We start from the raw sequence: 20,864 nt of genomic DNA, 5'->3' as shown, positions 1-20,864 counted from the left end.
TCATAATATGTTTATCCTAAAACCAAATTTCTTGGCAAGATTTTATTGATAATGATTATCGTATTCAAATTTAAAGGAGTGTTTGGATATGACATTAGACCTGATAAAAAAAGGCCAAAGCTTTAAAATCAATCATATTTCTAATGAAACTATCCGGGCCCAGGCTATCCGGTTTGGCATCACCGAAGGCCAGTGGCTCACCTGCGATGAGGTTGTCCCGGCCGGTCCCATTGTGATCCGGCAAAACCGGCAACAAATTGCCCTGGGCCGGCAACTGGCCAGAGAAATTAACATTAGCCTGGCGGACTGACCATTAAACAAAGTTTACGCATTAGGCCGAGCCAACCAACGCTGCGTTCTTGTAACTTGATAAGGAGTGAATAAGCATGTCCCATTGTCATAACTGTAATATTAAAATTGAGATGCCGGAAGGCGCCCGGCGTATTGTTTTGGTGGGTAACCCCAACGCCGGAAAATCAGTGTTTTTTAACTATCTAACCGGCATGTATGTGGATGTTTCCAACTACCCGGGAACCACGTTGGAAATCTCTCACGGTCGTTACCAAGGAGATGTTATTATTGACACTCCCGGGGTTTACGGCATTTCTTCCTTTAACGATGAAGAAAGGGTGGCCCGGGATGTCATTCTGTCGGCAGATGTGGTAATCAATGTTGTAAACGCCGTCTATTTGGAGCGGGATTTGTTTTTAACCCAGCAGATAATTGATACCGGCGTACCGGTAATTGTAGCCTTAAATATGACGGACGAAGCCGCCCGGCAGGGTATCGAAATAGATGTGCCCCTGCTTGGCCAATTGCTGGGAGTCCCGGTTATCCCTACGGTGGCAGTTAAAAAACAGGGTTTGGAAGAAGTCAAACAAAACATCTGGCAAGCCCGCCGCGGTCATTCTGATCCGGCTTTGCAACAGGATTTAGATGAATTGGTTAACCGGGTGGGCAGTCGCGGTGAAGCCCTGTTGATTCTGGAAGGGGATGCAGCGGTGGCCGCCCGGCATGGCTTGCCACCAATAAACCGGCGGGAAGAAATTTATCTGGGCAGGCGCCAACGGGTCAACCGGCTGGTACATCATGTGGTGAAGGAGATCAGCAAAACCGCTGCCTTTAGCAATACCCTCAGCAGCTTAATGATCAAACCGCTTACCGGTATTCCTATTCTGCTGCTGGCTCTGTACGCCATGTATCAGGCTATTGGCGTTTTTGTTGCCGGAACCGTGGTAGGCATAACTGAAGAAACTGTTATGGTCGGTATGTATGAACCGGCTGTCCGCTCTCTGGTAGGAAAGTTTATCAGCGAAAGCTCCACCCTGGGGACCATCTTAATTGGTGAATTTGGTTTGCTAACCATGACCTTTACTTATGTACTGGGGTTGTTAATGCCTTTAGTGGTGGGTTTTTACTTCTTCTTGTCTTTGTTTGAGGATTCCGGTTATCTGCCCCGGCTGGCCACGCTGGTGGATCGGGTATTGACCGGCATCGGTTTGAACGGCCGGGCTGTGATCCCTTTAATTTTGGGCCTGGGTTGTGTCACCATGGCTACCATTACCACCCGGTTGCTGGGCTCAGAGCGGGAGCGGCGCATTGCCATTTTTCTCCTGGGTTTGGCCATCCCTTGTTCCGCTCAATTGGGCGTTATTGCCGGCATGCTGGCAGGGGTGGGGGCCGAATTTGCGGCCCTTTATTCCCTGGTGATCCTGGCAGTGCTGGTGGTGGTTGGAACCGTCATGAATTCACTGTTAGCCGGACGTTCCTCCGACCTGTTAATTGACTTGCCGCCTTTGCGGTTGCCCAGAATCGATAATGTTTTAACCAAAACAGCAATTAAATCTTATCAATTCCTAAAAGAAGCATTTCCCTTGTTTGCCCTGGGCGCCCTGTTAATCAGTATTTTCCAGGTAACCGGCTTGCTTGCCCTGCTGCAAAACGCTCTGGCTCCCCTGACGGTAGGCTGGCTTGGTTTACCTAAAGAAGCTGCCACAGCCTTTATCATGGGAGTGGTGCGCAGAGATTTTGGCGCCGCCGGCCTGGCAGACATGACATTAACCCCGATTCAAACGGTGGTAGCCTTGATTACCATCACTCTGTTTGTACCCTGCATCGCTTCCATTCTGGTCATTTTTAAAGAACGCACCAAACAAGAGGCCGCCCTGATGTGGCTCAGCACCTGGGTGATTGCTTTCCTGATCGGCGGCGTGGTTGCCCGGTTGTCAAGCCTGCTGGGAACTGCCAACCCGACCCAAGTTTTAACAGTTGCCGCAACTGTGCTTGGATTGTCTGTTCTGCTGATAATTGTTGTCCGGTTACTTATTAAACAGGGTCCCTACGGCAAAACCCCGTCCAAGGAGGCATCCTGATGAAACAAAAAGACAGTCACCATTGCTGCAACCTTAAAACCTGCCCCCGTTGCCGCTGCCCGGTTGACAAGTTGACCCTGGTTTGCCCCAGGTGCCGGGAACCCATCCCCGGCGGCTGCACAGGCAGTTGTTTTAAGTGCAACCTGGCTAAAGCAAAACATTAGCGTATCGGCAAACAAGACCCCGTCACAAGAGTGACGGGGTCTTTGGCTGTAAACTAACATTTGAGGGTGGTTTATGCTCCCCTTCTGCGCACCGGCAGCAGGATGATTCGCTACGGTCGCCAATGGAATCGCCGGGAGCGCGCCCGCCCCGGTTGGGCCGGTACCCGTGTTGCGGGCGCCATCCCACCGGCTTCTTCGCTCATCGAGTGCAGTAACCGGTGCTTCGCCAAGGGATTGGCATGTGATCAAAAAACACCCGGCAAGTATTCAGAACCTTTGTCAGTAATCTAAACCCATCACTCCTGTGACGGGTTTTGGTTATCGGTTATCAACGCCGGTTGCAAACCGTCCTCGACTTGTACTTGTACTACTCTGTTGCGACCGGCTCGCTTGGCGGCATACAGGCAGTCATCAGCTGTTTTAATCATTTTTTCTATGGTTTCCGCCACTTTTGCTTGGGCAGGCGGCACCAGTGTTACCGCACCGATGCTGACGGTAATTTTTATCTTGAAATTATCTGCCTCAAAGACATGGTTACTGACATCCTGCCGGATTCTTTCGGCAATATCTTTTACCTGGTGGCTGCTGATAAAGGGCAGGATGATCATGAATTCCTCCCCGCCAAAACGCCCCACCACATCAGTCCGACGGCTGCATAGTTTGACCAGCCGGGCAAATTCTTTCAGCACTGCATCTCCTGCAGCATGGCCGTAAGTATCGTTGACAGCTTTAAAATGATCCAGGTCCAGCAGCATAACTGATATATTCTTGCTCAGGGTTCGGCTTAACCGGGTAAAACGGTCAAGTTCCTGGTTTATATAGCGCCGGTTGTACAACCCGGTCAGTTCATCCGTAATCGATATTTGTGCCAATTTATTTTTCTCCTGTTGCAGCTCTGCCGCGCTCTGCTCCAACTGGTTGACCAATTTGTTTAACTGGGTGGTTTTTTGGCACAAATTGCTTGACATGTTGTTAATGGCATAAACCAGGGCCTGCACTTCTTTATTGGCCTGCAGATCAACCACCGATCTGAATCTCCCCTCAGCAATACTGTTCACCTCGGCGGCCAGTTGTTCCAAGGGCCGGCTTAACCGGCGCGAATAATACAAGGCAAAGCTGATAAACAAGCCAATAATAACAGTAGAAGCTAACACCACTTTTAAGTAGGTGGCCAAGCCGTTCTCCAGTAAAGCACCGGTATATTCTTTTTCCACCACCAGGCCCAGTTTAACGGACGGCAACCAGCGATACACCCCAAATACCTGCTTATGTAGGTAGTCTATGTAAATGCCCTGGCCGCTGATGCCCCGGCTGAGCTGCTGAACCGGTATGTTTTGTAATTTTTGTTCGGTTAAGCCCTTGGGCTCCGCCCCGTTAAGAATCAACCCTTCTTGATTTATGAGATAAGCCTGACCGCCCGCACCCGGAAAGTTTTGCTGTACCAGTTTTGTTATTACATTAATATTGACGGCGCCAAACAGCACTCCCGCAATATGTTGTTCCCTTTTTACCGGCGTTGCTATTACAATAACCGGTTTACGGGTAATTTTACTTAATAAAACCTCACTGACGTAGGTTTTTCCTTCAAGGGCTTGCCTGAAATATTCCCGATCCACAACGCTTATTCTTCCCAGATCAGCCTGGTAAACGGGATCAGCTTTAATTTCGCCGTCAGTGCCCACAAACATCAGGCTAAGAAAGTTCTCATCCATTTTTAAGGCATTGCTTAACACATTTTGCATGGCACGATAATCTAAGCCGGTTATTTTTTCATTTTGGGCCAGTCCCTCAAGAAAATGCTTTCTGGCATTGAACCAGTTATTAATGGCGTTTTCCTGGGCGTTCACCAGGTATTGCAAGCTGTTAAAAACAGATTGCTCCATAACTTTTTTGGTTTGTACATAGCTAAACAGCCCTACGGCCAGGGCCGGCAAAATAATAAACAACATAAAGCCAATAAGTAAGGAGGTACGTATACGCCTGTTAAAAAACAGCAGATCAACCACCTGGCATACACCTCAGTTTCAAACAGCAGGCATTTAATCTATTATATCATTGTTTTTGACAATAACAGTGAAATTCTGAGATTTATTGAGTCTGCCTTATGCGGCTACAGATTGCCGACAAACATTTGACAGTGGTCGGGCTTCGCGCCGACAGCGCTATGCTTGGCAGACAAAGCTGACAGCAAAAAAGGGTGGCTCCGGTCTGTTTTCAGACCTTTGAGCACCCTCTCAACTTACCGCTTGCATTCGCCGCAGTAACCAAAAATCTTCAGTTCGTGATCAATAACAACAAAATTATAATCTTTAAATACCTGTTTTTCCAGTTCCTCCAGCAAGTCCTCGTTTATCTCCAAGATCTTACCGCATTTAAGACAGATGGCGTGGTGATGGTGATGCCGGTCGCTGTTATCACCGTATTCATAACGTTTGCGTCCGTCACCAAAGTCCACACTATGGATAATATCATGTTCCAGGAACAGCTCCAAGGTACGGTAAACCGTTGCCAGCCCCACATCCGGCGCTTTTCTTTTAACCAGCGTATATACATCCTCTGCACTCAAATGCTTATCTTTATTTTCCAGCATTACTTCTAAAATTTGCTGCCTTTGGGGGGTTAATTTGTACTCTTTAGCCTTCAGCTTTTCTCCAACTTGATTTATAATGTTTTTCAAACAAAAACACCACCCGAGCCGCTTTTTTCCAGTATATTGTTTTTTGCTGCGGGTGTCAATGCAGTTATTCTATCTCGTAGTCGTAATACCGGCGGCGCCTTGCTGCCCGCTGCTTCCTTCGCCGGTAAAGCATCAAACGCCGGCGAATCCAAAGCAATATTACCAGCGGCGGCACAGTCCAGGTAACAAATGCTTTACTGATGGCCCACCAGTCACGTTGCACATCAGCAGCCGCCACCAAGTTCACTCTGCCCAGCTCTTGCTCGCCGCTCTTGAGTAAAACCGTACCCAATACCTGGCCTTTTGTGACGGGAGCCTTTATTGACGGTATAATTTCTTTGCTGATCTGAACTTCCGCAGCCCCTTGCCTGGGAAAGGTATATAAAAAATCCGATGCGGCCACCAGGCTTACCTGGCTTTTTCCGTATTTGACAGGCAGCTTGTCCATAACTTCGCCCTGCCGAACCAACTGTTGGTTGGTAAAATTGGCAAAACCATAGTCCAACAGGCGCGCTGCATCGGTCCATAAATTACTGCCTTCACTGCGCAAAACTACAGCTATTAATTCCCGCCCATCCCGTTGGGCGGCAGCTATAATGCACTGGCCGGCCTGTACGGTGTAGCCGGTTTTAATGCCGGTAGCACCCTGATAGCCGTAAACTTTGCTCCACAGCAATTTATTATGGTTAAATAAATATTTTTGTGCCTCCGGGTCGCTGCGGGGAACTTCATGGTGAACAGTGGCCACAATCTTCCTGAAATCCTTGTTTTTCATGGCTTCCCGCCCCATTAAGGCCAAATCGTAAGCGGTGGAATAGTGATTGGCATCCGGCATGCCGTGCGGATTGGTAAAATGGGTGTCCCGGGCTCCCAACTCCTTTGCCCTTTGATTACATATAGCGGCAAAATTTTCTACCGATCCGGCCACATGTTCCGCAATAGCCACCCCGGCATCGTTGGCGGAGTTTAAAAGCAGGGCATAAAGCAACTCCTCCAGGGTTAACCGCTCTCCCTCCTGAAACCACATGGAGGTGCCTCCGGCATTGACAGGGTTAGGTCCAATGGTCACCGTTTCTTTCAGGTCTGCTCTTTCCATAGCTACCAGGGCAGTTAGTACCTTGGTGGTACTGGCGGGGAACATCCTTTTGTGTTCTTGCTTGCCATACAGCAACTGCCCGGTACCGGCATCCAGCAAAGCGGCTGCCTCCCCAACAATCTGCGGTGCTTCTGCCCGGGCGGTGGGTAGACAACTGCCAAAGGACAAAAATAATATGATAACCGCCAATATTCTTGTTAACACATCATCACCTGTTTTTTAAACTGTAGACAAATCTTGCCGGTGATCAATCATCCCCTCCGGCCTTTCGAGCCACCGGCAACACCAGGGTGCTCCGCTCTCAATCGGGGCCGTTGACAGAAGTAGAACCCCACTTTAGTTTTACAACCTTTTTTCTGCAAGCCGATCTGTTTTTATAATACTGACAGATTTAATCTATCTGACGGGTTTTAGCCGGTGCAGGCCCAGCAGCACAGCCAGCCCCAGCATGATGACACCCGCTAACATGGTTAACGGGGAAGTTGCCGGCAAGACATTGGTAAAGTAGTTCAGCAACTGGTTTATAATTCCTCCGATAAAGAAGGCCACTGTCATAACACCCAGCCAAATGGCAGTACCTTCCCGCCAACCCCTTTCTTTATATATCACCATGGCGGATGCAATACAGGGAACAAACAGAGTAATAGTGGTCAAAGCCACCATTTTTTGCATGTCCGACATAGGAAAAACAAACAGCCCTGCGGTCCCAAACTCCCGCCGAATTACTCCCATTATAAATCCGCCGGCTGCTTCCTTGGGCAAGCCAAGCCAGTTTACCGTCAAGGGAAGAAGGGCATTTTCAATGGCATATAAAGCCCCCGTCACTTCTAAAATACCCAAAAAAAAGGCGCCTAAAGCAAACAGCGGGGCTGCTTCAGTGATAAATTCTGTGCTTTTAAGCCAACTTTTTTTTACTACATTTCCCGGTCTGGGCAGTCTGAGAGGAGGCAAATCAATCCAAAGGGAGGTGGATTGGCCCGGTATAAACCGGTTTAAGACTAATCCCCCGGTTAAAAATACACTGATAATAATTAAGCCGTAGACAACGGCATAACCCGGCCCCAGCCCTGCCAGCATGGTGGTGATAATGGCCAGTTGAGCAGAACAGGGCACGGTTAATGCCAGTATAACGGTAGCGATGCGCCGTTCCCGTTCCGATCCCAGCAACCGGGTAGACAGCAGAGCCATGGTTACACAGCCAAAGCCCAGCACCAGCGGGATTACTGCCTGGCCGTTCAATCCAAAGGAGGTCAGCAAGCGATCCAGCAGTATGGCAATGCGTGGCAGGTAGCCACTGTCTTCTAATAAAGCCAACACCAGGTTAAAGCCCAGTACCAGAGGGAATAAAAGCCCCAGCAGATAGGTAACCGTCATGGTAATTACGCCAAAATCCCCTACCAATATTTGATTGATGGGGGAAGCCGGTGCCAGGAAACGGCTGGCCAGGTCTCTGACCGCAGGCTGAAAATACTCGCCCATCAACACCTCTTCGGTAAAACCTACCACCGTTTGCGCCACAAACACCCCTATCAGTTGATAGAGAAGCCACAAAATGAATATCAGTGTAGGAATCCCGGTTAGGGGTTGAATCATCCAACGACTGAGAGAAGCACTCCAAACATCACCGCGACCGGTTTCTTTGACCGACATGGCCACCAGTTCGTTAACCCACCGCCGCCTGGCGCTGTAAATCAGTTCCCGGTCACTTCCCGGCACCATACCGTGTCTGGTTGCTACAGCAGAATCCCCTTCTAAAATAAGCAGTTTGTCGGGATCCGGTATCTGCGCCGGCAACTCTGCCATTTTTTCTTGCACCAGCGGCAAACGACGGCCTGTCCGGGCCTGGCGGACGGCACCGGGCAGCTGATCCATACCTTTTCCTTCAACCGCCACGGTTGCGATTACCGGCACCCCCAACAGTTCGCTCAACACCGGAATGTCAATTTTTATCCCCTGTTGTCGAACTTCATCCATCATATTAATCACAACCAGTACCGGCAGTCCGGTATCTATCAGCTGTTGGGTTAAAAACAAATCCCGTTCTAGATGGACTCCGTCAACAATATTTACCAAAATATCCCCATGCAAAACAATATCCCGGGCAATTTTTTCCTCCTCACTAAATGAGGATATTCCATAAATCCCCGGGGTGTCAGTGACGGCGTGCCGGCCAAAGCGTCCGCATATTACGTTTGTCGTAGTACCCGGGAAGTTGGCTACATCCGTGTAGCGCCCGGTTAAATAATTGAAAAACACCGATTTTCCTACATTGGGGTTGCCCACTAAAACGATGTTTTTGCCGCCGGCTTCCCCTTGCCCAGCACTTTGATTATTCATTTTTCAACTACCTCGATAACTTATTTAGTTAACCGGTTGAACGGCAATATTTTTAGCCAGCTCGCGGCCAATGGCAATCTGTTGTTTGCACATACCGACCACCACCGGTCCTGCCGGTACTACTTCTTCACAAGTAACAACCGTTCCTTCAAAAATACCAAACCGGATGGCCTGTGACCTGATCACTTCGTTATTAATATTAACTATTTTAATTTTTTGTCCTCTTTTACATTTATCCAGTGTCATGCCACACTTCCCTCCTACCGGTCAAAACATTCAAAGATAATGGTTATCAATGTCATTTTTATTATAATTCTCACTCACAGCCAAAGCAAGGGGTTTGTTTATATTATGTTTGGCGGGAAAAAATAGTTCGCAAAGGAGGGATATGTTGTGGTAGATATCAACACAGAAGGACTGGAAATTGCTCCTTTGTCTGAGGAGCAAATTGAAACCTTAAACCAGGCGCAGTCCCAGCTAAATGAATTGGCTAAAATCAAGCAAGAGATTTATTTACTGGCGGTTACCCAAAAATCAGCCGCAAATGAAAGCTAGCCGGGAGGCCTTGCGCCTCCCTCAGCCTGTTGACAAACTTGAGATGTCAGGATAATCCCATATCCGTTAAGATTAGCTGCGGAATTAGGGAGGCCCCACTTTCTGTGGGTGCCGCCCCAACTCACTTTTTATTCATCAAGTGTTGTTACGGTAATTTACAGGCGGCTGACAGGGAAACATGCATCCGGGCAGGCTGAAACGCCTGATATTATAAAACTTAAGCCGTTATTTTAATTTTGTCTGCAGGGTACTCCAAAAAGCTTGGTCTTCAAAGCCCATGCGCCAGAAGCCTACACCGCCCAGCCGGTAGGATTTTACCAGACCTAATTTGATACCCAGGCTGTATTTATTTTCGAACCAAACTTCATGTTTTTCAGAACCAACCCAGTAGTACAAATACGGCGAACAGCTGACGTTATCCCAGCGAATCACCGCACCGGTTTGCTTAACTAATTGATTAATATCCTTCCATTTAACTGAGCGGTTTTTACTGGCTGACCAGTCATAACCATAGGCAGCCAGGCCTAAGATTATTTTATGGGAGGGAATTTGCTCCGTGGCGTAATTTAATACACTTTGCACCCAAGGTAATGACGCAATGGGCCCAGGTTGGCCTCCAAACCAATGCTCATCGTAGGTCATCAGCATCACATAGTCGCAAACTCGTCCAATTTCCCGATAGTCGTAAGCTCCCGACCAGCTGCTGTTCCACTGCGGGCTGTTTTTTGCCGGCACCGCCGCCGTCAGAAGATAGCCACCGGGTTTCAATAAACCCTTTAATTCCCACAATAACTTATTATAGTCGTTTCTGTTTTGGGGAGGTACTGCCTCTAAATCAATATTTACACCGGCATAGCCATATTGTTTAACTAACGAAACAATATTGACTGCCAGGCGCCATCTTTTCCGGGAATCTCCCAGTACAGCCGAAGCAGTGGCACTATCCATACCGTTGTGCATGTTATGTACCACTAATAAAGGTTTAACCCCTTTCTTTTGAGCCAGCTTGATACCTTCCGTGGGAGGAAAATCAACAGTTAGTGAGCCGTCGCTGTTGATGCGGGCAGAAAAAGCAGCTACATAATCCAGATAATTATGGTAGTTAACCAGTGAATTATAGGATAGGTCATCAGTGTACCAGTCCTTGGCATAATACCCCATGACAATGGGTTTAGACTGGCTGGCGGCGGCCGGTGCCGGCCAAAACATAAAGTTAAAAGTGAAAAGGTAAAGCAACAGGATTCCTATGGTTGTCCGTCTTCTTTTTGTCATAACTCCTCCTGCTTAAAAATTTTTAGCCCCGGTCCCTCTAAAAATTGTAACAGGAAGCTAAATTGCCTTGAAGACCAATAATTTTTCCATAGGTGTCAAAATTTTGATAACCATACAGGTTGTTATAATCAACCAGTTCTGATTATTCAACACTAGCAAGGATTTACCCTTAACACAGAGAATAGTAATTTAATAACCAAGGTCTGTTCAACAGTGCAACATGTAAGAGGTGAATATGTTTGTCAAAACTGTATTACTGGTTATATTTAAATAAAATCCTGTTTGCTCCCTTGACAGCTTTTTTAACCGCCCAGTTTCTTAAAGGGTTGCTGGAATGTCTAACAAACAAAAAGTGGCGCTGGGAGAGGTTTTTTGAAGCCGGCGGCATGCCCAGTTCTCACTCAGCTATGGTCACCGCTTTGGCCACTGCCGCCGGTTTAAGCTATGGCTGGTCTTCTTCTCTTTTTACCATTACGGCTATTTTTTCTTTAATAGTTATGTATGATGCGATGGGAGTGCGCCGGGCTGCCGGCATTCATGCCAAAGTGTTAAATCAAATTTTAGAAGAGATGGGACGCCAGGACGGACAGCAAAATGTCAAGGCTCTCAAAGAGCTAATTGGCCACACTCCATCTGAAGTGGCGGTGGGTGCCATGATTGGCGTTATCATGGCTGCAGTGGTCTTCTAAGGAGTATCATAAGTTGTTGCATTTGAGTTTTCTCTCACGTCAGGATTTATCTTTAATAATATTATTGTTTCTTACCGAGCTAACCAGAAGCGCTTTTTTTCTAACCTTCTGGCCTCTGTATACCGTTCATTTTTTAAATGCCTCGGTTGCCGGCGCCGGTCTGGTGGTATCAGCCCATTACTTTACTGAAACTGTTTTTAAAACAGCTGTGGGCTGCCAGTTGGATCGGCATGGCAAACCTGTCCTGCTGGCCGGCTTGCTGTTGAGCTTGCTTGCCCTGCTGGGTTTATTTCAGCAGCACGCTACCTGGTTGGCAGTGTTTTGGGCGGGCCTGTTCGGGCTTGGTTTTGCTCCCATATGGCTGGCTGTTGTCAGCCGGGTGGCCCCCATCGGTCATCCTGATCGGGCGGCCCGTATGGGCGCTGTTTTCTCTGCCTGGCTGTTGGGCGCCGGGGCAGGCCCGGTGAGTATTAACTTTGTGTTAACCGCCGGCTTTCGTACCGCCTTTCAACTGCTGATCGGTATCTGGGTTATCTGTCTGGTTGTGGGCATACTGGTTCCCTTGCCGGCCCAAGGAGCCGGCAAACAACTCTCCCTGGCCGACCAACTGAGAAAACTGGCGGCAGACCCCATGGTGGTGAAGATTTTGCTACCCGGGATGTTTTTGCAGACCATGGCAGCCAGTTTGTTATTGCCGATCCTTCCGGTATATGCCACCGGGGTGTTAGGCTTATCCTCCCGGCAGTATGGTTTGTTATTAACCGCCGGCGGGGCTGCCACCGTTCTATTTTTAATACCTATGGGAAAACTGGCAGATCGGTGGCCGTTAAAAAAATTATTAACAGCCGGCTTTTTGCTCAGTGCCTTGTTTTTGTCTTTGTTAACCCGGGCACACAGCTTTCCTGCTTTAATGCTGTTGGCTGTTCTGGTTGGTTTTTCCTACGCGGCCGTGTTGCCTGCCTGGAATTCTTTACTGGCCAGAGCTATCCCACCGGAGCAACAGGCTACCGGGTGGGGCATTTTCACCACCCTGGAGGGACTGGGCATAGCTGTCGGCCCTGTGCTGGGCGGGGCAATCTTTGGTTGGCTGCATCCCACCGGGGCTATTTTTTTAAGTGCATTCATCCTGGCCGGCATGGGTTTGTTTTATCTTTACTACCCCTTTGACCGGACTTTAAGCAACCAGGAGTGATTAAACGTGTTTGAAACCGTTTTAAAGCTGGCTGGCCTTGTAATCTTTTTTTACATGCTGTTGCCAACCATTTTGGGACGTCTGATGCATCTAGGGTCAATCTTTCGGGGCAGCAAAAAATCGGGTCTGGTTGCCCTGACCTTTGACGACGGTCCTGATCCTGATTATACTCCTCAAGTATTAGATGTTTTGCAACAATACCAGGCTAAAGCCACTTTTTTTCTGGTAGGTCAGCACGCTGTACAAAATCAAGGCCTGGTAAAGCGGATTATTGCCGAAGGACATAGTATCGGCACCCACGGTTACCTTCATCGTTTCGCTTGGTTACAATCCCCTTGGTCTGCCACGCGGGAGATAAGCAGCGGCATTAAGGCCATTGAAGGCATTACCGGTAATGCGCCGCGATTTTTCCGCCCCGCCTGGGGTGTGTTTAATTTATTTACATACATATATCTGTTATTATCACGGCAACAGACAGTATTGTGGACTTTCATGAGCTGGGATTGGCACCCGGGTTCATCGCCCCGGCGCATCCACGACATTGTGCAAAGCAAGGTGAAATCGGGCGATATTATTGTTTTTCATGATCGCTGTACCAAGCCAGGAGCCGTCATAAGCGGTCCGGCCAACATGGTGGCAGCTTTGCCCTGCATAATGCAAACTTTACAGCAAAAAAACCTCCGGGCCGTTAGCCTGGATGAATTGCTGCTCTGTCAAGATCCTTATATTGTTAAGAAAATTTTGCGCAGCCTATGGCAAGTATGGGAATACTGCTTTGAGCGTCTGGCCGGCCTGCGTCCGGTAGGCGGCCAGGAAAACAGTCTTTTTCGCCTGGCGGTACGTCATTACCGGGGCCGCCGCATGGAACTGCCGGATGGCACAACTTTGCTGCCAGGCGATAAAATTGGTGAGCTGCATTTTAATAATAAATTTTTGCAAAAAATTACTACAACCGCCCGTTCATTGGAGTTAATCGGCCTTGCCTTGCTGCGGGAAACCAGAAGATCACTGCCCGTGCTGGCAAAAACCGTTTCGCAGGACCCGGCTTACCAGGGTATTAAAGCACTGATGGGCATTACCATGATTCACCGGGGCACCAGCCAACTGGGTTTTTCGGTCTACGACCTTACTCCCGGCCTTCGCTCGCTGGTGGCGTGGTATCAGCGCTGGCTCATGTTTTTGCTTCATCCCGGGGGATTGTCCCATCTGCGACGCCAGTGGCATAAACTGACACCGAAAAAAGTAGTAATTTCCAAACATGAACTTTTAAAGCGTTACTTGTCGGACAACATAGCCTGGCCGGAAAGAGGAAAGACCAACCCGGCAAAAGGAACTGCCAATGCCCGGTAGGCCGGACCATATTTCCTGACAAGCATCTTCTCTGCGGTTTGCCAATCTGCTGCATTTTTAAGCAAAGGCACCTGATTTTGTGAGCCGGCTAAATCAGAAATTAAGATTATTTCCTTTTCTTGCATAATTTTGCTGAGCAGGTATGCTTTATGCCCCCCCAGCACAAAGCCCTGCTCATGAAATTTGCGCATAATTTCATGGGGGGATCTGGCTTGCTCCAACCACTGCTGAAAAACCGGCTCGCCAATTCCCTCCTGGCAGCGGGCCAGCAGCACCACTGTACCGCCGGTTGCCGCCAGCCCGGCACCGTTGATCAGGGCTTTGACCGCCTGGTACAAATTTATATCCCGCGGGTATCCTCCGGCGCCGGCTATTACCACTTGCTGCGGCGCCGGTAGCTTTTGTCGGTAAAGGTTGTGGCAGCAGCCACACCCTGTCAGCCAAGAAGCAGCCGGATCACCGGCAAAACATTTGATGATTTCATTTTCTTCATTAATAATTACATTTACCGCAAAGTCAACTCCTACCCGTTGTGCCGCTTCCATTATCTGCTCTGACACCGGATTGCCGGCAATTTTACCGGGGCCCACTCCTTGGCAGGTCAGCATGCCGTGATTTTGCTCAATGGTTTTTCGGCCGGCAACCCCCGGCAGGATGAGTTTAGGACCGCCGGAAAACCCAGCCAGGTTATGCGGCATAATATTGCCAACAGTGATAACCATTGCAGCTTCAATTACTTGTTTATTAATATATAATTCGGTACCGCTGCTAAGCCGGCCCAGGTTAACCAAACAGCGGTCGCAATCATGGTTGAAAAACAGATATTGTTCCGCCAAAGGACCAAATACTTTTTTGATTTCGCTTACTGAATTGGGTCGGTGGGCGCCGGTAGCAATGATAAATTTAACCTGGTCCTTTTTAACGCCGGCCGTTAGTATTTCTTGCAAAACAGGTTCCAAGACAGCCCGGTATGGTATAGGTCGGGATACATCCGCAACCAGGATGGCAATGGAAGCCGGCTGCTTTTTTAACACCAGATCCCGCAGTTTGCTGCTGCCGATGGGATGCGCCAGAGTATTTTTCACCTCCTCTGACTGGTTAGGGGCAGCCGGCAAATTTGTCTGTACGATACCGGCTAGGTTACGGTCTTCTATATTAATCTTAACGGTTTGGTCACCGTAGCGGAAAGGTATTTCCACAGCAGCACCTCCGCTGTTAGTTTGCCCCCAAAACAATAACAGGACACATCATGTGCCCTGTCCAGAGTGTTGACAAACATTACCTGTGGCTTATGATCCCCTTTAGCTCCGGTCTACGCACCGACAGCACTATGATTCGCTACGGTCGCCCTTGGGGTCGCCTCAAACGGACCATCCTGGCCCGGTTCGGCTGGCGCCCACGTCCTGTGGGCGCCACCCCAATGACTCCTTCGCTTATCAAGTGCTGTGACCGGTGCTTCGACAAGTCGCTGACAGGGGATCATAAAACCACTTTGTCTTTCCTTTGTCTACATTCTGAAACAGGGACACATCATGTGCCCTGTCTTATCTTCCTTCAGCCGGTCTTTCTTCAGTTTGTACAGTAACCTTAATTGTCTTGCCCTGGCGGTAAACCTCTAATACAATATGGGAACCTGCTTTCTTTTTCTGGATAATTTTAATCAGCTCATCCGGTGTTGCTACTTTACTGCCGTCAATGCTTAAAATAATATCTCCTTGCCGCAGCCCGGCCTTGTGAGCAGGCCCGCCCGCTACGACCCCGTACACCACCGCTCCTGCCGAGCCTTCATAGCCAAGGTAATTGGCTATGTCCGGCGTCACCGGCTGGATTTGAACTCCTATCCAGGGTCTTTTCACTTTCCCCTGTTCAATTAATTCATTGATAACTTCCTTTACCGTACTGGTGGGAATGGCAAAACCAATGCCTTGAGCTTGGGCATTTATGGCAGTATTGATACCAATTACCTCGCCGTTTAAATTCAGCAGCGGCCCGCCGCTGTTGCCAGGGTTAATTGATGCGTCAGTTTGCAACAAATGTTCAAAAGTACGGTTGTCTATTTCTAAGGGCCTTTCTTTAGCACTAATCACGCCAATAGTTACGGTGTCTTCAAGCCCGAAGGGACTGCCAATGGCAATTACCCAGTTGCCAACCCGGATACGGTTGGAATCGCCCAGTGTAAGAACCGGCAAGTCACTGCCGTCAATCTTCAAAACGGCCAAATCAAGAGCAGGGTCTGCCCCTACCAACTTAGCTGCAAAAGGCTTTTTATGACCTTTAACCAGAACACTGATCTTTTGAGCTCCCTCGATTACATGCTCATTGGTAAGAATATAGCCGTCTTTTGAAATAATAAAGCCTGAACCAAGACCGCTCTGATATTGCGGTTCAGGTCTTAGACCAAAGAACTGCCGGAAGAAAGGATCATTAAATAAGGGGTTTTGATATCCGCCTACCTCTACCACGGTGGTTATCTTAACTACTGCCGGCCCGGCTTTTTCCACAATGTCTGCAATGGTGTTGGGCCCTACGCCGGGTACCCCGGCATCAGCTACCCCTTCTTGTGAGCCTGCGGTGTTTTGCTTTGGTGCAATATCTTTAATCAGGGTACAGCCGGCCGTGAACATGATGCCGGATAAAAAGGCCAGCAACAGTGTAAAAACTGCAATGTTGCGCCATTTGCTCATGCAACCACCTCTACCATATTATTTACGCTGAACCGGTTATAAAATCCGGTCAACCAAAAGCGCAGCTGTCAACCGGTTATCGCTAAGCCGTTTCACCGCCAGCAGCCAAGCTGCTTGCTTACTTTATGGGTTTTGCAAAAAATCCAAATAAGCTACCACGCCCCGGTTTATTATTGTTTATTTTTATTGCCTGCTTCTTGCTCTGCGGTCATCAGCTCCACTTCGCCCAGCACCCGGCTGATTACCACATTGCGGTGTTCAGACAGTTCAATTTCAATCAAATCGGTTACCGGTTTTCTTGTTCTGTCATACAATAGTCTCACCCGGGGATATAAAGAAAATCCTTTCCTGGTACGCACCACCACTGCAACTTCTCGGGTGCTTAGTTCAACCACTGTTCCTGCCGGATAAGCAGCAATATTCGCCAGAAAGGGTTGAATTATATGAAAAGCAAACAGGTAATCTCCCGACCCGGCAATCATTTCGTAAGCTTCATGGGGTGGAAAAGCTTTGCGATAGACACGGTCGGCCGTAAGGGCATCATACATGTCCACCATACCGGTAATTTGAGCAAACTCGTGTATTTCCGAATCCTTTAACCCCTGCGGGTAACCTGAGCCGCAGAACCGCTCATGGTGCTGGTAAACCACCAATCTTGACAAACTGCTTACCTGGGGGTTTTTTTTGAGTATTTCCAGCCCGTATTCAGGATGTTTTTTTACAACATTGTATTCTTCCTCGGTTAAGGCCCCTGGTTTATTTAAAATTTCTTTAGGTATGAAAATTTTACCTATATCATGCAGCAGGGCACCCATGCCCAGGTGAAACAGCTTAGGACGTTCATAGCCCAGGGAAATACCTGTCATGAGAGCCAGCACGCAGACATTTACTGAATGTGCAAAAACATAGTCATCCAATGAACGTATATCTGACAGTTCCACCATTAATTTATTGTTATTTAACAGCTGGTCAATAATGTCATTAATGGTGGAGTAAACTTTTTCCATTTCAGTCGCACTGTTCCCCAGAGACATAGAGTGGGCTTTCAGCAGCTCTTTGACTTGTTTTACGGCCTTCATCCTGGTTTCGCAGGATATTACGTCGTCAACTTGAATGTCCGGTAGAAAGCCGTCATCAATGTATAACGACGGGATCCCCAGTAATTTTAATCGTGCTATGTATCTTTCGTTCAGTATGACCCCAGCATTCAAAAGTACTTGACCGTTACTGTTGAGAACCGGGCGCCCGACCTTCATGCCGGGTTTTACATGTTGCAGAGACACCCGTCGCATATTATACCTCCGTCTGTTGTTGCTGGGTTAAAATATTCTACTTTTTCCTTTAAATTCCTCTGTTTTTTCGCCTTAAAATTACTTTTGAACCACAGCTATGACAATATTTTAACTTGAAAAAATTTTAATTTTTTTAAAGGTATAAATAAGATCATTTACGAATTAATTAGTTAAATTATTTTTACCATTAAGGGAGGTGTGTCTATGTTTTTGCCAGTTGCCAAAAGGATGTTTCCCGGCTTGTTGGCCGTAATGATTTGCTTGATTTTTTTCAGTTCAAGCGGTATTAAGGCTGCGTTAGGCAGCAAAGCTGTTTATCGTAAGGAAACCGGCGATAAAATTGTGGCTTTAACTTTTGACGACGGTCCGGACCCTCGCTATACCGTACCGATGCTTGATACACTAAAGCAATCTCACACACCGGCCACATTTTTTATGGTAGGCAATAACGTCAAGGCTCATCCTGACATTGCCAAAAGAATTGTTGCCGAAGGCCATGAACTGGGCAACCACACCATGACACACCCCAAGCTTACTGAACTGTCGCCGGAGGAAACCTATACCGAGTTAGCCACTGCCCAGCAAACCATTATTGAAACAACCGGTATCGCACCTGTGTTTTTCCGCTCTCCCAAAGGCTTAACCACCGGTTACGCTGAGCAGGCAGCCGCCAGTCTTGGCATGCAGGAAATTTTATGGTCAGTAACCATCGAAAACCGCTCAGCGACAACTCCTCAGGAAATGGCGCAGCGTGTATTAAACAAAGTAAAACCCGGCTATATTATCCTTTTACATGACGGCCGACTTGACAGGAGCAAAACAGTGGAGGCCCTCCCTTTGCTGTTAAAAGGCCTGCAAGAAAAAGGCTACCGGGTGGTTCCCTTATCTCAATTGTTACAATGGGACGACAATGATGTTGCCGTCTATGATCCTATGGACAGTCTGTAAATTTATACAGTGCTGAACGGTTGTCAAACAGTTCCGTTGCCCGTACTTTGCCAAGAGATTGTTAAAACACACATCCTTTAAGTTTTGGCTCTATGTCAAATGTTGGGGTGACAGGTGTCTACGGATACCTGTCGCCATATTTTTATGTCCAAAATTAAGCGCAGCAGTGAAGAATACGTGAGCGGAATCTATTAAAATTTGAGCCAATTGCAAAATGTAAAAAAACAACTACCATATAATAAGCCTATGTCACTAAATTCTCAGGGTTTTTAGCTCCGTTACCCTGAATGTTAATAATTATCAACTATTTCTGTAAAAATGGACGCAAAAACCCCCTAGACTAAAGTAGGCACCAAAAATAGTTTAACCTATGCCGCCTTCTGTATTTTCTGGCGTTTTAACTCTGTCAGGGTTACTGCCAGGTATGTTATGAGGCAAAGCATTGTGTCAGTAAATGCTTTCTCTATCCCTCTTTTTGTCAGGTTACCCATGTTTAAATGGCATTTTAGTAAAGAGAATAGTCTTTCAATCGAGCTTCTCTTATTGTAAATCTTTTGCCAGTTGTCGCTTCCTCTATGTGGGCTACAAAAATACCGTGGGTTATCCTTGAAGTAAACTCTTTTCTGATAACCATAGGAAGTTTGATTGCTGCATTCCCCCTGGCAAGTTACCTGCTGGCCACATTTTTGGGGACACCGAAACTTGTTTGCCCCAATATTTTTTTCAGTACCTTGATAGACCATTGCATATCCTGCCGGACACAAAGGGGTACCGTCACTGGTATGATCCTTATTTCTGTTTTTCTGATTTCTTGGGTTTAGCTTAATTATTGCTTGCCCGCCCAACTCAAGAACCTGACTATAAATAGCCTCAGCATCATATCCGGCATCCATAATGTAGAAGTGGGGGGCTTTCCCTACAACATTTTTGTAAAATTCACAGGCTTCTTTTATTAGTTTATCGGCAAGCTCCATGTCGGAGCAGTTTGCTGGAGCTACTCTAGCCGCCAAAGGTAATGGCCCAACTGGCATATTTACTACAGCAAGATGTGCTTTGAAACCATAAAAAATACTGGTTTCTTCAGCTGAAGCGGTTCGGTATCCGTATGCTGCACCCGTTTCGGTTTCGGTAGATGGTGTCTCCTTGGCTGGGATGTCTGTACTGTCTATTACAACTTCAGATGTGGCATCAACCTTTTTAAGAATTTCTATGGTCAGTTTTTCGCAAATTTCTCCCATTACCGTGTTGATTCCGTTTTGACTCAATTGCTCCTCAAATCTAGAGAAAACACTTTCGGAAGGAGTTTTTTTACCTGTATGAAAACCACACCAGCATGCCAATATTGGAGAATACTGCAAGCAATTTACCAAGGTCTTGGTAGTGGAAAGCCTCATTAGTTTTTTAAGCAGAAGAGCTCTAAAGAGAGCCTTGCGGTCATAACCTAATCTCCCATATGCCTTTGGCTTAAAATAATTATCTAAAAATGAACAATCAACCTGTGTCACCGCCGGGATATAATTGACCCAGGTTCGCCGGAAAGAAAATGACCCACCCTTAGCGAATATATCCCCTTCGTAATTAACGGCCAAGTTAATCTTAGGAGGGAGACACATGCTAAGGAGTGGGATAGTGATATCCCCCCATACCAGAAGGGCCGACGGCAGGACAATTCGTGAAATTGCCCGTCTAACGGGGCATTCTCGAAATACAGTTCGCCGATATCTCCGGGGTGAATTCTCCCCCAAAAAGGGAAACCGTAAATCTCGTGGTTCCAAGCTTGATCCGTATAAACCGTTCCTGCAGGAACGTCTTCAAGAAGGTATCTATAACTGCGAGGTTTTATTCGATCTTCTACGAGAAAAGGGGTATACCGGGGGACGTACCATCTTGAAAGACTATGTGAAGGACTTTCGTCCTCCCAAACAAGTTCCCGCTGTTCTTCGTTACGAGACTAAACCTGGTGAATATGCACAGGTCGACTGGGGACTGTGTGATTACGTAGATTTGGACGGTACAGTCCGAAAAGTGCCGGTATTTGTCATGGTATTGGGGTACTCTCGTTCCACCTATATAGAGTTCACTAAGCGTTGTGACATTCACAGCTTTCTTCGTTGCTTGATTCATGCTTTTGAATATTTTGGGGGCATCCCAAAGGTAATGCTGACCGACCAGATGAAAACCGTCGTACTGGGCATGGGAGATGATCCCCCCCCCCCTGACTAGTCGACGCGTGGCC

The 20,864-nt window shown here is 47.6% G+C and carries 20 protein-coding genes and 1 pseudogene; 11 read left to right on the top strand and 10 right to left on the bottom strand.

The features are described from left to right. Positions 1-88: 88 nt before the first annotated feature. The 4 genes from DESHY_RS09450 to DESHY_RS13905 all read left to right on the top strand — a co-directional run bounded on the left by DESHY_RS09450 (position 89) and on the right by DESHY_RS13905 (position 2,827). The gene (locus DESHY_RS09450) at positions 89-310 is read left to right on the top strand and encodes a FeoA family protein (RefSeq protein ID WP_008412273.1); all 222 of its coding nucleotides are present in this window, start codon (positions 89-91) and stop codon (positions 308-310) included. Between the two features lie 76 nt (positions 311-386). Continuing rightward, positions 387-2,372 (top strand): ferrous iron transport protein B, encoded by a 1,986-nt coding sequence (gene feoB, locus DESHY_RS09445; protein WP_008412271.1) that lies wholly within the window; start codon positions 387-389, stop codon positions 2,370-2,372. Beyond that, complete coding sequence (locus DESHY_RS14050; protein WP_160162494.1) at positions 2,372-2,536, top strand: hypothetical protein; 165 nt, start codon at positions 2,372-2,374, stop codon at positions 2,534-2,536. Before feoB (DESHY_RS09445) ends, DESHY_RS14050 begins: the two co-directional genes overlap by 1 nt. 60 nt (positions 2,537-2,596) lie before the next feature. Further along, complete coding sequence (locus DESHY_RS13905) at positions 2,597-2,827, top strand: hypothetical protein (protein WP_143147741.1); 231 nt, start codon at positions 2,597-2,599, stop codon at positions 2,825-2,827. A gap of 5 nt (positions 2,828-2,832) precedes the next feature. Here the strand turns inward: DESHY_RS13905 and DESHY_RS09440 are convergent, their stop codons facing one another. The 5 genes from DESHY_RS09440 to DESHY_RS09420 form a co-directional block, all read right to left on the bottom strand. Next, complete coding sequence (locus tag DESHY_RS09440) at positions 2,833-4,542, bottom strand: sensor domain-containing diguanylate cyclase (RefSeq protein WP_008412269.1); 1,710 nt, start codon at positions 4,540-4,542, stop codon at positions 2,833-2,835. Between the two features lie 233 nt (positions 4,543-4,775). Next, a complete protein-coding gene (locus tag DESHY_RS09435; RefSeq protein WP_008412268.1) occupies positions 4,776-5,213 on the bottom strand; it encodes a Fur family transcriptional regulator in 438 nt (145 codons plus the stop codon). A gap of 64 nt (positions 5,214-5,277) precedes the next feature. Beyond that, a complete protein-coding gene (locus DESHY_RS09430) occupies positions 5,278-6,513 on the bottom strand; it encodes a D-alanyl-D-alanine carboxypeptidase family protein (RefSeq protein WP_008412267.1) in 1,236 nt (411 codons plus the stop codon). A 192-nt stretch (positions 6,514-6,705) separates the two neighbouring features. After that, positions 6,706-8,646 (bottom strand): ferrous iron transport protein B, encoded by a 1,941-nt coding sequence (feoB, locus tag DESHY_RS09425; protein WP_008412266.1) that lies wholly within the window; start codon positions 8,644-8,646, stop codon positions 6,706-6,708. A 24-nt stretch (positions 8,647-8,670) separates the two neighbouring features. Continuing rightward, positions 8,671-8,892, bottom strand: a complete 222-nt coding sequence (locus DESHY_RS09420; RefSeq protein ID WP_008412264.1) for a ferrous iron transport protein A — start codon at positions 8,890-8,892, stop codon at positions 8,671-8,673. 147 nt (positions 8,893-9,039) lie between these two features. Between DESHY_RS09420 and DESHY_RS14280 the strand changes: the two genes are divergently transcribed. Beyond that, positions 9,040-9,201, top strand: coding sequence for a hypothetical protein (locus DESHY_RS14280; RefSeq protein ID WP_008412262.1), 162 nt, complete (start codon positions 9,040-9,042; stop codon positions 9,199-9,201). 225 nt (positions 9,202-9,426) lie between these two features. On the opposite strand, the gene DESHY_RS09415 is transcribed toward DESHY_RS14280, so the two are convergent. Further along, a complete protein-coding gene (locus DESHY_RS09415; RefSeq protein WP_008412261.1) occupies positions 9,427-10,473 on the bottom strand; it encodes a glycosyl hydrolase family 18 protein in 1,047 nt (348 codons plus the stop codon). 239 nt (positions 10,474-10,712) lie between these two features. On the opposite strand from DESHY_RS09415, the gene DESHY_RS09410 reads away from it, so the two are divergent. The 3 genes from DESHY_RS09410 to DESHY_RS09400 are packed head-to-tail and all read left to right on the top strand — an operon-like array spanning position 10,713 to position 13,704. Then, positions 10,713-11,162, top strand: a complete 450-nt coding sequence (locus tag DESHY_RS09410; protein ID WP_008412259.1) for a divergent PAP2 family protein — start codon at positions 10,713-10,715, stop codon at positions 11,160-11,162. A 13-nt stretch (positions 11,163-11,175) separates the two neighbouring features. Beyond that, positions 11,176-12,354, top strand: a complete 1,179-nt coding sequence (locus tag DESHY_RS09405) for an MFS transporter (RefSeq protein WP_008412258.1) — start codon at positions 11,176-11,178, stop codon at positions 12,352-12,354. A 6-nt stretch (positions 12,355-12,360) separates the two neighbouring features. Further along, entirely contained in the window at positions 12,361-13,704 is a 1,344-nt protein-coding gene (locus tag DESHY_RS09400) for a polysaccharide deacetylase family protein (protein ID WP_008412255.1), read from the top strand. Here the strand turns inward: DESHY_RS09400 and larAH6 are convergent. Beyond that, positions 13,629-14,903, bottom strand: a complete 1,275-nt coding sequence (larAH6, locus tag DESHY_RS09395; RefSeq protein WP_008412253.1) for a nickel-dependent malate racemase, LarAH6 family — start codon at positions 14,901-14,903, stop codon at positions 13,629-13,631. The genes DESHY_RS09400 and larAH6 overlap by 76 nt on opposite strands. Before the next feature lie 50 nt (positions 14,904-14,953). Here larAH6 and DESHY_RS14160 point away from each other — a divergent pair, with 50 nt between their 5' ends. Further along, entirely contained in the window at positions 14,954-15,289 is a 336-nt protein-coding gene (locus DESHY_RS14160) for a hypothetical protein (RefSeq protein WP_162470945.1), read from the top strand. Here DESHY_RS14160 and DESHY_RS09390 read toward each other — a convergent pair. Together DESHY_RS09390 and DESHY_RS09385 are read right to left on the bottom strand one after the other, a co-directional pair. Further along, a complete protein-coding gene (locus DESHY_RS09390; protein WP_008412251.1) occupies positions 15,249-16,388 on the bottom strand; it encodes a S1C family serine protease in 1,140 nt (379 codons plus the stop codon). The genes DESHY_RS14160 and DESHY_RS09390 overlap by 41 nt on opposite strands. Positions 16,389-16,558: 170 nt before the next feature. Continuing rightward, positions 16,559-17,680, bottom strand: a complete 1,122-nt coding sequence (locus DESHY_RS09385) for an HD-GYP domain-containing protein (protein ID WP_008412249.1) — start codon at positions 17,678-17,680, stop codon at positions 16,559-16,561. Between the two features lie 204 nt (positions 17,681-17,884). On the opposite strand from DESHY_RS09385, the gene DESHY_RS09380 reads away from it, so the two are divergent. Next, on the top strand, positions 17,885-18,628 hold the full coding sequence (locus DESHY_RS09380) for a polysaccharide deacetylase family protein (RefSeq protein WP_008412247.1): 744 nt from the start codon (positions 17,885-17,887) through the stop codon (positions 18,626-18,628). Positions 18,629-18,996: 368 nt separating this feature from the next. Here the strand turns inward: DESHY_RS09380 and DESHY_RS09375 are convergent, their stop codons facing one another. Beyond that, entirely contained in the window at positions 18,997-20,133 is a 1,137-nt protein-coding gene (locus tag DESHY_RS09375) for a transposase (RefSeq protein ID WP_160162493.1), read from the bottom strand. Positions 20,134-20,239: 106 nt separating this feature from the next. Here DESHY_RS09375 and istA point away from each other — a divergent pair. After that, positions 20,240-20,842: pseudogene (istA, locus tag DESHY_RS09370) on the top strand (IS21 family transposase); the annotation flags it as partial. Positions 20,843-20,864 lie beyond the last annotated feature (22 nt).

It is taken from the genome of Desulforamulus hydrothermalis Lam5 = DSM 18033 (assembly GCF_000315365.1).
GTDB lineage: Bacteria > Bacillota > Desulfotomaculia > Desulfotomaculales > Desulfotomaculaceae > Desulfotomaculum > Desulfotomaculum hydrothermale.
This window is presented reverse-complemented; position numbering and strand designations above follow the sequence as displayed.